General features: G+C 71.8%; 10 protein-coding genes. 5 read left to right on the top strand and 5 right to left on the bottom strand.

Annotated features, from left to right (window positions below; all coding sequences use genetic code 11):
- Positions 1 to 92: 92 nt before the first annotated feature.
- Entirely contained in the window at positions 93 to 1,265 is a 1,173-nt protein-coding gene (locus E1285_RS38490; protein WP_207947125.1) for a sensor histidine kinase, read from the bottom strand.
- A 126-nt stretch (positions 1,266 to 1,391) separates the two neighbouring features.
- Between E1285_RS38490 and E1285_RS38495 the strand changes: the two genes are divergently transcribed.
- The 4 genes from E1285_RS38495 to E1285_RS38510 are packed head-to-tail and all read left to right on the top strand — an operon-like array spanning position 1,392 to position 3,988.
- The gene (locus E1285_RS38495) at positions 1,392 to 2,288 is read left to right on the top strand and encodes an ABC transporter ATP-binding protein (protein ID WP_132159539.1); all 897 of its coding nucleotides are present in this window, start codon (positions 1,392 to 1,394) and stop codon (positions 2,286 to 2,288) included.
- A gap of 23 nt (positions 2,289 to 2,311) precedes the next feature.
- Positions 2,312 to 3,139, top strand: a complete 828-nt coding sequence (locus E1285_RS38500; RefSeq protein ID WP_132159540.1) for an ABC transporter permease — start codon at positions 2,312 to 2,314, stop codon at positions 3,137 to 3,139.
- A 25-nt stretch (positions 3,140 to 3,164) separates the two neighbouring features.
- Positions 3,165 to 3,416: a helix-turn-helix transcriptional regulator gene (locus tag E1285_RS38505; RefSeq protein ID WP_207947126.1), complete on the top strand. Its 252-nt coding sequence runs from the start codon at positions 3,165 to 3,167 to the stop codon at positions 3,414 to 3,416.
- Positions 3,413 to 3,988 (top strand): hypothetical protein, encoded by a 576-nt coding sequence (locus E1285_RS38510; protein ID WP_132159541.1) that lies wholly within the window; start codon positions 3,413 to 3,415, stop codon positions 3,986 to 3,988. The genes E1285_RS38505 and E1285_RS38510 overlap by 4 nt, the downstream gene beginning before the upstream one ends.
- A gap of 18 nt (positions 3,989 to 4,006) precedes the next feature.
- On the opposite strand, the gene E1285_RS38515 is transcribed toward E1285_RS38510, so the two are convergent.
- The 4 genes from E1285_RS38515 to glgP form a co-directional block, all read right to left on the bottom strand.
- Positions 4,007 to 4,879, bottom strand: coding sequence for a hypothetical protein (locus E1285_RS38515; RefSeq protein WP_132159542.1), 873 nt, complete (start codon positions 4,877 to 4,879; stop codon positions 4,007 to 4,009).
- Entirely contained in the window at positions 4,876 to 5,505 is a 630-nt protein-coding gene (locus E1285_RS38520) for a hypothetical protein (protein ID WP_132159543.1), read from the bottom strand. The genes E1285_RS38515 and E1285_RS38520 overlap by 4 nt, the downstream gene beginning before the upstream one ends.
- On the bottom strand, positions 5,487 to 6,662 hold the full coding sequence (locus E1285_RS38525) for a hypothetical protein (RefSeq protein ID WP_132159544.1): 1,176 nt from the start codon (positions 6,660 to 6,662) through the stop codon (positions 5,487 to 5,489). The genes E1285_RS38520 and E1285_RS38525 overlap by 19 nt, the downstream gene beginning before the upstream one ends.
- Positions 6,663 to 7,026: 364 nt before the next feature.
- On the bottom strand, positions 7,027 to 9,621 hold the full coding sequence (gene glgP, locus E1285_RS38530) for an alpha-glucan family phosphorylase (RefSeq protein ID WP_132159545.1): 2,595 nt from the start codon (positions 9,619 to 9,621) through the stop codon (positions 7,027 to 7,029).
- A gap of 272 nt (positions 9,622 to 9,893) precedes the next feature.
- Here glgP and E1285_RS38535 point away from each other — a divergent pair.
- The coding region (locus tag E1285_RS38535; protein ID WP_132159546.1) for an alpha-1,4-glucan--maltose-1-phosphate maltosyltransferase at positions 9,894 to 11,587 on the top strand (1,694 nt) is incomplete at its 3' end.

Here is an 11,587-nt window from a genome sequence, read left to right on the forward strand (position 1 = left end):
CTCCCCGACGTCCTCGCCCCCGCCTACGAGGCCCTCGCCGGCCAGGACGACGAGGGCGATCGATCCCTCTGACGGACTGATCGGAGCGCGGTCTAGGCGGGGAGGCGGGCGCGGACGGTGAAGCCGCCCTCGGGGCGGGGGCCGGCGTCCAAGGTGCCGCCCAGGGCCTTGGCGCGGTCGCGCATGCCGCGGATGCCGGTGCCGTCCTCGGCGGGTGCGGTGGTGGTGTCGCCGTCGTCCTCCACCGTTACGGTCACGTCGGTGTCGCCGTAGCGGATGCGGACGGCGGCGGTGGCGGCGTTGGAGTGGCGGGTCACGTTGGTGAGGGCCTCCTGGACGATGCGGTACGCGGCGAGGTCGGTCTCGGTGGGCAGGGGGCGCGGCTCGCCTTCGGTCTCGGTGCGCACGGTGAGACCGGCGTGCGTGATGCCGTCGGTCAGCTCGTCCAGCCGGGCCAGGCCGGGTGCGGGGGCGACCGGGGCGGCCTCGTCGACCTGGCGCAGGACGCCGAGGGTGGCGCGCATCTCGCGGAGGGTGTCCTTGCTGGCCTGCTTGATCGCGGTGAGGGCGTCCTCGGCGCGTTCCGGCTCGCGGCGCAGGCCGTGCAGGGCGGCCGTGGCCTGCACGTTGATCAGTGAGATGTTGTGGCCGAGGACGTCGTGCAGTTCGCGGGCGATGCGCAGCCGTTCCTCGATGGCGCGGCGGCGCGCCTCCAGTTCCCGGCCGCGTTCGGCGACCCGGGCGCGTTCGTCGGCCTCCCGCAGGTAGGCGCGCCGGTTGCGGACGACGCCGCCGATGGCGATGACCGCGACGAACCAGCCGACGAGCAGGAATCCGGCCGCGTCCTGGAGATGGTCGGCCTCGCCCCGGTTCCCGTAGGCGGTCGCGGCCAGCGCGACGCCCGCGACCACGGCCGCCGCCGCGAGGTGCCCCTCCGCCGCCGCCGTGTACAGGGCTATGACCAGCGTGATGATGACGAGGCCGTCGGGCTCGGTGAGCGGGTAGTAGAGCCCGACCGCGACGAGCGTGACGGCCGCCACGACGACGGGATACCGCCGGCGGAGGTACATCGCCGAGCACGCGATGACCAGCAGCGGCCAGGCCAGCTCGGGCATGATCGCGCGGTCGTCCTTCTCCTCCGGCAGGACGCTGAGGACCGACACGAGCAGGCATCCCAGGGCCACGAGAGCGTCGGCGTAGCGGCCCCGCGGCGGCCAGCGGACGGCCCGGCCGAGACGGGTGTCCTCCAGGCGCGACATTCCCATCCGCCCATCCTTTCAGGACCCGAACGCTTGCAGGACTGCGACCGAATGTAGTACTTCTACTATCATCAGTTGTATCGATACGGTGAACGATCCAAGTTCCCCAATCACCTGTAGCAGGGGGTGTGCATGGACGGGACGGTGATCCGGGCGCGGGACGTGCGGATGCGGTACGGGCGCGACGAGGTGCTGCGCGGCGTCGATCTCGACGTCCGGGCGGGCGAGGTGGTGGCGCTGCTCGGGCCGAACGGGGCCGGGAAGACGACCACGATCGAGATCCTTGAAGGGTTCCGGCGCCGCTCGTCCGGCGAGGCCACGGTGCTCGGCGCCGACCCCGGCAAGGGCGGCGACGCCTGGCGGGCGCGGCTCGGGATCGTCCTGCAGAACTGGCAGGACCACCCCCGCTGGGGCGTCCGGCAGCTGCTCGCGCACATCGCCGGCTTCTACGAGCGTCCGCGTGATCCGGACGAGCTGCTCGCCGTCATGGGGCTCGGCGAGCAGGCCGGGCAGACGGTCGGGCGGCTGTCGGGCGGGCAGCGCCGCAGGCTGGACGTGGCGCTCGGCATCGTGGGGCGGCCCGAGCTGCTGTTCCTGGACGAACCGACCAGCGGCTTCGACCCGCAGGCCCGCAGGGAGTTCCACGAGCTGATCGAGCGGCTGGCGCGCGACGAGGGCATGACCGTCCTGCTGACGACGCACGACCTCGCCGAGGCCGAGCGGCTCGCCGACCGCATCGCGATCCTCGTCGGGGGCGCCGTGACCGTCTGCGGCACCCCGTCCGGGCTCGCGTCGGTCGTGCAGGCCGCGTCGGAGGTGAGCTGGATCGAGGGCGGGGCGCCGCGCACCGAGCGCACGTCCGACCCGTCCCGGTTGGCCTTCGAGCTGCACCGGCGGTTCGGCGGGCCGGTCCCGGGCCTGGAGGTCCGGCGGCCGTCGCTGGAGCAGAGCTACCTCGACCTGGTCGCGGGGGCGGCCGGGCCGATCGCCGGCTCCGCCGGGGACTTCGAGGACGGGAGGGCCGCGTGAGCACCCGCGCGTTGAGGATCGGAATGCGCCGGGGTTGGGCGGAGCACGTGCACTTCCTGCGCAACCGCAGGGAGCTGGTCTCCGCGCTGATCGGCACCGTCGGGATCTATGTGCTGCTGGTCCGCTGGCAGGGCGACACGATCGTGGAGGGTACGGGGCAGTCCCAGGCGGTCCTGATGACGGCCGGATTCGTCGCGTTCTCCCTGTTCTCGGCGGCGCTGATGAACCTGCCGATGGGGATCTCGGCGGACCGGGAGGAGGGCACGCTGCTGCGGCTGCGGACGGTGCCCGGCGGCCCCTCCGCCTACCTGGTCGGGCGCGCGGTGTCGGTGCTGCTGCAGATCGCCGGTTACGTGCTGCTGATGCTGGTCGCGGGCGCGGCGTTCGCCGGGCTCAGCCTGCCGTCGTCGCCCGGCGACTGGCTGACCCTGGGCTGGGTGCTGGCGCTCGGCACGCTGTCGGTCGTCCCGATCGGCGCGGCGATCGGGGCCCTGCTGCCCGGGCCGCGCAACGCCGCGAGCATCCTGTCGCTGCCGCTGATGGCCCTCATGCTCATCTCCGGGGTGATGTTCCCGGTGACGCGGATGCCGGAGCCGGTGCAGTGGGCCGCGCAGGTCTTCCCGCTGTACTGGCAGGGCCTCGGCTTCCGGTCGGTGTTCCTGCCCGACTCGATGGCGGTCGCCGAGATCGGCGCGAGCTGGCGCCTGCCGGAGACAGCGGCGGTCCTCGGGGCCTGGGCCGCCGCGGGCCTGGTGCTGGCGCCGTGGCTGCTGCTGCGGGCGGCGCGGCGCGAGTCCGGCGCGCGGCTGGCCGAGCGCCAGGAGCGCCGGGCCTCCCAGGGCGCGTACTGATCGCCGGCTGCGGGAGACTGGGCCGGTGGCGGTGGAGGGCAAGGCGGACAAGGAACAGGTCCACAACCGGATCGCGGTGCTGAGGGCCGAGCGCGGCGTCTCGCGCCGCGACCTGGCGAAGGCTCTGAACGTGCACTACCAGACGATCGGGTATCTGGAACGCGGCGAGTACAGCCCGAGCCTGCACCTGGCCCTGCGCATCGCCGCGTACTTCGAGGTGCCGGTGGAGGTCGTCTTCTCCCTGAACCCGTTCCCGAAGATCGGAGACATGCGATGAGGAACCGCCCGGCACGGTGGCTGGAGCGGTCCCGCGGCAGGCGCGCCGAACGCGTGGCCGCCCTCGACGAGCATCCGCTGCCCGCCCGCTACGCCCGCCGGCGCCCGCGCCGGGTGCTGGCCGGAGCGAGCGCGGTGACGCTGAGCCTGCTCTGGGTGGACGCCGCGGTGTCCTGGGTGCTGGCCCCCAGCGACACGGCGATGATCGCCAACTTCGTCATCCTGGGCGTGCTGCTGCTGATCGGGATCCCGCTCGCGGGGCAGCTGATCGCGCTGACCCGCGGGCTGACGACCAAGCGCGAGCACGAGCTGGACGAGCGCCAGCTCACCGCGCGGCTCCGCGCGTACGCGGCCGCCCACCGGGCCACGACCTTCGTGCTGTTCGCCGTGCTGCTGGTGACCATGACCGCCGACCGCGACGGCCGCGAGTCGTACATCCCCGGCGCGGCGCTCTTCCTGATCCTGTTCGCCATGCTGCTGACGCACGTCGCGCTCCCCCTCATCGTCGCGGCCTGGCAGGCGGCCGACCCGCCCGACGACGAGGACGAGATGGAGGAAGACGGGCCGGCTTAGCGGTCGCCATGGTGGGGGTCATCGCGCGGGGTCGTGTCCGGCCCGGGAGCGCGGGGCCGGTGCCGGTCGTCGCGCTCGGGCTCGGGTGAGCCCGGTGAGCGTCCCGGCCGCGGCGCCGAGGGCGGGGTAGAACCACTCCGCGGCGGTTCCGGCCGTCAGCACGGGCGTCCCGGCCCACAGGGCTCCCAGCAGGGCACCCGCAGCGCGCACCAGGGTCGGCGCCGCCGCCATCAGCAGGAGGGGGACGGGGGCGCGGCCGATCGCGAGTGCGCAGCCCGCGGTCGCGAGAAGGGCCGCGGCGCCGGAGGCGACGGGGAGCCAGCGCTCCTGGCCGCGCAGCGCGTCCAGGGCCCGCTCGGTCACCTGCCCGGCCGGATCGATCAGGGGCACCGGCTCGAAGACGCCGATCACGACGGCCCGGGCGCCCAGCGCGAGCAGCAGGAACAGTGCCGCGGCCAGGACCACCGGGCCGGGCACGGCCCGGCGCACGCAGACCAGCCCGGCGAGCCCGCCGGCCACGACGGCCAGTTCGAGAGCCAGCACGCCACGGAGGAATCCGCCGAAGGACGTGAGGTCGGGCCCGGCGGCGAGGAGCGTCAGCGGGGCGAGGAGCGCGAGCGCCGTCGTGACGGCGATGGCGGCCGTGGACGCCTCGGCCCGGCCGGGCGGCCCGCCGCCCGGCACCGCCGCGCGGACTCCCGCCGCCGCGGCCATCAGCCAGGCCGCGGCGGTGAAGGCGGCGGTGCTCGCCGGGGGTTCGCCGTCCGCCCTGAGCATCGTGTCCAGCCCCCACTCACCGAGCGGGGAGCGCAGGAGCGCCGTGGCCGCCGCGACCGTGGCCACGGCGACGAGGAGCCCGCGCGGCCACCCCGCCTCCGGCGCGCCCCTCATGACGGGACCCGGAACGAGCCGAGCACCGCGCTGATCTGGCGCTGGGACGAGTCGTAGCGCTCGGCGGAGAAGAGCATGCGCACGTTCACGATCGAGGTGCGGGACACCCGCACGAACAGGTCGACCTGGCGCACGGGTTCGCCCGGCCCGTCCCTGCCGGAGGCGGTGTACGCCTTCCGGACCACGTGGGCGTCCCGTCCGCCGTAGGCGCCGGTGTCGAGTTCCCTGCGTTCGAGCAGCCGGAAGTCGCGGGACCGCTTGCTGCGCGCGATGAACCCCCGCAGCAGCCGCTCGATCGAGCGGGTCTCGGACTCGGTGAACACCGACAGCGACGCCGCGGGCCCGCCGGCGGCGGGTGCCGTGACCTCGAACACGGCGGAAGGGAAGATCTCGCGCTCCGGGTCGGGTCGCCAGTCCCCGGGGTAGCCGACCGTGTAGCCCTTGCCCCGGTGCACGGCCAGGCCCGCCGCCGCGGAGTGCTGTTCCGCGGGCCGCGGCTGCGCGGCCGGCGTCCGCGCGGGCTCGGAGCCGCCGCCGCAGCCCGCGACCGAGAGGGCGCCGGCGAGCAGCAGCCCGGCCGGCAGGAGGGCGGAACCACCGGCCGCCATCAGTCGCGTTCCCGGCACGTCACCCAGTCCCGCCATTCTCCGGTGACCGGGTCGCGGTAGGAGGCGGCTTCCAGGCCCATCTGGTTCGTCTCGGTGGTGCTGCCCCAGTCGACGGGTGTGCCGCCGACCTCCAGGCCCGGCACCCCGACCCCGATGGGGAGGCTGAAGCCGTCCTCGTCGCCGTCGATATGGGAGTCGTAGCGCTGGATGGTGCTGGAGATATCGGCGCTCTCCTGCAGTTCGGTGAAGTCGAAGTCCTGCCCTGACCAATCCTGGGGAGAGGTGTCGCGGAACCGGTCGCGCATGTCCGGCGGAATTTCGAGTGTGGTGCTCGTGACCGTGACATCACCGTTCTGCACGTACTCGGTGTGCTCGTACTCGGCCCCTCCGGTGACCTGGCCTGTGGGATTCACTGAATCAACGTCCACTCCCACGGCGATGGTCCCCTGAACTCCGGTGTGGAACTGGGTGGTGGTCGTCGAGTTGATCCGCTCCGGGTTGCCGTCCTCGTCGTATTCGATATGGACGATATTGCTTTGCGAGGTACTGAGATTGGGACCGGCGGTCCCGGCGACGGTCCCCTCGACGACCCTCCCGTCCACCGACAGGGTCACGCCCGTGTTCAAAGCACCGCTCAGTTCGTTGGTGATCGAGTAGTATTCCCCGGTGGTCATTCTTCCGTCCGCGTCGACGGACTCCGACGTGCCGATGAGCCTGGAATGCTCGCCCTCCAGAACACCGTCGTACACCCGGCCCACGGGAGTCCCGGTGTCCGGTGCCAGTTCGCCGGAGACCTCGGCGAACGCGCTCGGTCCGCTCGCGTCGATGTGGGTGTAGGGGATCCCCATGTCCTCGGCGACCTCGAACGGCACATCCCCGAGCTCGTCCAGGGCTTCGAAACCGCCCTCGTCGAGGAGCTCGTACGACTCCCGCTCGACGCGACCGTAGAACCGGTTCATCTGGTCATCATCGGTGAACGTGAACTTGTCCTGGTCGGAATTGGTCCACAAAAGGCCGCCGCCGATTCCCACGTTCATCTCCACGATGCCGGGTAGGTCGCCCTCGATCCACACGTCCGCCCGCACGCCGAAGCCCGACTCGTCACTGGTCGAGACCGAGATCCCGCCGTCGCCCTGCCGGTCGACCTGCCGGGAACTGCTGGACTCGCTCCCCACTCCCAGGATTCTGTGGCTCTCGGTCTCATCGGAAATGTCGGAAGCGACCACGCATTGGCTCGCGGGCGGCGGTCCGGGAGGCGCCGCCTTCGGCGATTTGCAGTCTTCGCCGTCGAACAGCGAGCAGATGGCGGACTCGATATGCGAACCCACATATCGCGGTATGACGTTCAGCGTGGCCACTACCAGAACGGAAATGACCGCGATGATCGCCACATACGCGATGGCGCCTTCACCTTTGTCGCCACTACGTGCCGATAATTCACCTGTGCGGGGCATGCGCTGAAAATAACCCGCACGCGGTGAGCGGGCCAGGGCCCCCGGACCCTACTCCGAGGCCCAACAGCCGGAGGAGGAGACCGCCCTAGCGCAGGTCGCCGTTGGTCATGCCCTGGGGGGCGGGCGGCAGCGCGACCAGGCCCATCTCGGCCCGTCCCGACAGCATCGGATGGCTCGGCACCACGCGGACGCTGTAGCCGAACGCGCCGCTGCGTCCGAGCGGCACCTCCCCGACGTACCGGATCCGGCCGTCCTCCGCCGGGCCGGCACGGTCCAGCTCCAGGTGGGACGGGTCGATCAGCGCGTCGGAGTCGTCGACCCGGCCGTAGACGGCCTCCACGGCGACGTCGCCCGGGTCGAGGCCACCGAGGTCGACGACGACCCGCACCGACAGCCGCGCGCCCACCTGCGGGCTCTCCTCCCCGGTGGACTCGACGTGCTCGACGGCGACGCCCGGCCACGCCTGACGGACCCGCTGCTTCCACGCCGCCAGCGTCCGCGCGCCCGCGAACTTGTCGGCGACCATGGCGCGCTCGGACGCCGCCGCCGGGACGTACAGCTCCTCGACGTAGTCGCGCAGCATCCGGGTGGCGAGGACCTTCGGGCCGAGGGTGGCGATGGTGTGCTTGACCATCTCCAGCCAGCGGCGCGGCAGGCCCGCCGAGTCCCGGTCGTAGAAGGTGACCGCGACGTGGTCCTCGATCAGCTCGTACAGCGCGGCGGCCTCCAGCTCGTCGCGGCGGTCGGGCGCGGCGAGGCCGTCGGCGGACGGGACTGCCCAGCCGTTCTGGCCGTCGTACCACTCGTCCCACCAGCCGTCGAGGATCGACAGGTTCAGCGCGCCGTTCAGCGCCGCCTTCATCCCGGACGTGCCGCACGCCTCCAGCGGGCGCAGCGGGTTGTTCATCCACACGTCGCAGCCCTGCACCATGAGCTGCCCGAGCGCCATGTCGTAGTCGGGCAGGAACACGATCCGGTGCCGGACGTCCTCGGACCCGGCGAACCGCACGATGTCCTGGATGAGCCGCTTGCCGCCCTCGTCGGCCGGGTGCGCCTTGCCCGCGATGACGATCTGCACGGGACGGTCCGGGTCCAGCAGGATCGAGCGGAGCCGGTCTGGGTCGCTCATCATCAGCGTCAGCCGCTTGTACGACGGGACGCGCCGCGCGAACCCGATCGTCAGCACGTCCGGGTCGAGGGCGTCGTCGATCCAGGAGATCTCGGCCTCGCTGGCGCCGCGCTGCCGCCACGACTCGCGGAGCCGGCGCCGCGCGTCCTGCACGAGCCGCCTCCGCAGCAGGGCGCGCATCCGCCAGATCTCCGGTTCGGGGACGTCGCGGACGCCTTCCCAGCCGCGCCCGGACTCCATCACGGACGGCAGCTCGCGCGCGGTGAACTCCAGCACCTCGCGCGCCACCCAGGTGCCGGCGTGGACGCCGTTGGTGATCGACCCGACCGGGACCTCGGCGGTGTCGAAGCCGCCCCACAGCCCGCCGAACATCTCGCGGCTGACCTCGCCGTGCAGCTCGCTGACGCCGTTGACGCGCTGCGCCAGCCGCATCCCCATCACCGCCATGTTGAACACGGTGCGGTCGCCGCCGGGGTAGTCCTCGGCGCCGAGCGCGAGGACCCGCTCGACGGGCACCTGCTCCGTCTCGTTCACGCCGCCGAAGTAGCGGCTGATCAGCTCGCGCGGGAACCGGTCGATGCCGGCCGGGACGGGCGTGTGCGTCGTGAACACCGTGCTGGCCCGGGTCGCCTCCAGTGACTCGTCGAACGTGAGCCCGTCCTCCGAGACCAGTTCGCGGATGCGTTCCAGGCCGAGGAAGCCGGCGTGCCCCTCGTTGGTGTGGAACACCTCGGGCTCCGGATGCCCGGTGATGCGGCAGTACGCGCGGATGGCCCGCACGCCGCCGATGCCGAGCAGCATCTCCTGCAGCAGCCGGTGGTCGCCGCCGCCCCCGTACAGGCGGTCGGTGACGTCCCGCGCGGACTGGTCGTTCTCCTCCACGTCGGAGTCGAGGAGCAGCTGCGGGACGCGTCCGACGCGCGCGATCCATACCTGCGCCTGCAGTCCCCTGCCTTTCGGGAGGCCGATGACGATCCGCACCGGCGTCCCGTCCCGCTCGCGCAGGAGGGTGAGCGGCAGCCCGTTCGGGTCGATCGGCGGGTAGCGCTCCAGCTGCCAGCCGTCCGGCGACAGCGACTGCGAGAAGTAGCCGTGCCGGTACAGCAGCCCGACGCCGAGGATGGGGACGCCGAGGTCGCTGGCCGTCTTGAGGTGGTCGCCGGCCAGGATGCCGAGGCCGCCGGAGTACTGCGGCAGCGCGGCGGTGATCCCGTACTCGGGCGAGAAGTAGGCGATGCAGGAGGGCCCGTCGGCCCGCGACTGGTACCAGCGCGGCGCCGTCAGGTATTCGCGCAGGTCTTCGGCGGTGTCCTGCAGACGGCGCAGGAACCGCCGGTCGTCCGCCAGGCGCTCCAGCCGCTCCGGCGCGACCTCGCCCAGCAGCCTGACCGGGTCGTGATGGACGGCTTGCCACAGCGCCGGGTCCACGGCGCGGAACAGGTCGAGCGTCTCGTGGTGCCAGGACCACCGGAGGTTGAGGACGAGTTCCTCAAGCTGCCGGAGCGGCTCCGGAAGGACGGTGCGTACCGTGAATCGTCGGATTGCCTTCACACAACGTCACGCTATGCGGTGTGCTCCGATGGTGCGACAGCCGGAGAGGTGAGCCTCCCCGAACCGGCCGCTTCGAGGGCCGCTCTTGAACTGAGCGATGCCCCGCATGAACAGGTTCCCGGCACGGTGTGAACTCGCGGATCGGGTACTCTGAGCGGCTCTCACCCAGGGTGTCCGGATGGCCGCGCAAAGTTATCGGAAACTACAGGACGGTAGGCGCCGGTTCGCGGGCATGGGACGTTTCGGAAGTCCCGCAGGGGTAGGGGTGGCCTATGCACGTCGAGTCCGGATCGTCCAACGGGACCGGCATTCCGAGGCTCGGTCGCATCCCGATTCTGGACGTCGCGCCGGTGGTGGGGTGTGGCCGGTGGCCGGCCAAGGCCGTGGTGGGTGAGACGGTCGAGGTGTCGGCGACGGTGTTCCGTGAGGGGCACGAGATGCTGGGTGCGGCGGTGGTGTTGCGCACGCCGGACGGTGAGGTGCTGCCGGGGCAGCGGATGGCCGAGGTCGGTCAGGGGCTGGATCGGTGGGCGGCGTGGGTGACGCCGACGGGGATGGGTTCGTGGTCGTTCCGGGTGGAGGCGTGGGGCGATCCGATCGCGCACTGGTGGCATGACGCTCAGATCAAGGTGCCCCGCGGCCAGGACGTCGAGCTGATGCTCGCCGAAGGGGTGGCGTTGTTCATGCGCGCCGCGCGGGACGTGCCGCCGAAGGACCGCCGCACGCTCGCCCGCCTCGCCCGGCTCATGTCGGACGAGGACGTGGACGCGCTCGAACGGCTCGCGGCGGCCGACGACGCGGCGGTGCTGGACGTGCTGGAGCGGTATCCGCTGCGGGACCTGCTGACGGTGAGCGACTGGTACCCGCTGACCGTGCACCGCCAGCGCGCCCTGTACGGCGCCTGGTACGAGTTCTTCCCCCGCTCCGAAGGCGCCGCCTTCGACCCCATGGGACGCCGCGGCCCCACCTCCGGCACCCTGCGCACCGCGATGAAACGCCTGCCCGCCATCGCCGACATGGGCTTCGACGTCATCTACCTGCCGCCCATCCACCCCATCGGCACCACCTTCCGCAAAGGCCCCAACAACACCCTGGACGCCGGACCGTATGACCCCGGCTCCCCCTGGGCCATCGGCTCACCCCACGGCGGCCACGACACCATCCACCCCGACCTGGGCACCATCGACGACTTCGACGCCTTCGTCGCCCACGCCGCCACCCACGGCCTCGAAATCGCCCTCGACCTGGCCCTGCAATGCTCCCCCGACCACCCCTGGGTCACCCAGCACCCCGAATGGTTCACCACCCGCGCCGACGGTTCGATCGCCTACGCCGAGAACCCGCCCAAGAAATACCAGGACATCTACCCCCTCAACTTCGACCACGACCCCGACGGCCTCTACAACGAAATCCTCCGCGTCCTACGGCACTGGATGAACCACGGCGTCCGCATCTTCCGCGTCGACAACCCCCACACCAAACCCATCGCCTTCTGGGAACGGCTCCTGGCCGACATCAACACCACCGACCCCGACGTGCTGTTCCTAGCCGAAGCCTTCACCCGCCCCGCCGTCATGCACACCCTGGCCAAAATCGGGTTCCACCAGTCCTACACCTACTTCACCTGGCGCAACGCCCCCGACGAACTCACCCGCCACCTCACCGAACTCACCGGCCCCGCCGCCACCTACATGCGACCCAACCTGTTCACCAACACCCCCGACATCCTCCACCAATACCTCCAGCACGGCGGCCGCCCCGCCTTCGAGATCCGCGCCATCCTCGCCGCCCTCCTGTCCCCCACCTGGGGCATCTACAGCGGCTACGAACTCTGCGAGAACACCCCCGTACGCCCCGGCAGCGAGGAATACCGCGACTCGGAGAAATACCAGTACCGCCCCCGCGACTGGGACACCCACACCCGCCACAACACCACCATCGCCCCCCTCATCACCCACCTCAACAC

It is taken from the genome of Actinomadura sp. 7K507, from assembly GCF_004348425.1.
In the GTDB taxonomy this organism is placed as follows: Bacteria; Actinomycetota; Actinomycetes; order Streptosporangiales; family Streptosporangiaceae; genus Spirillospora.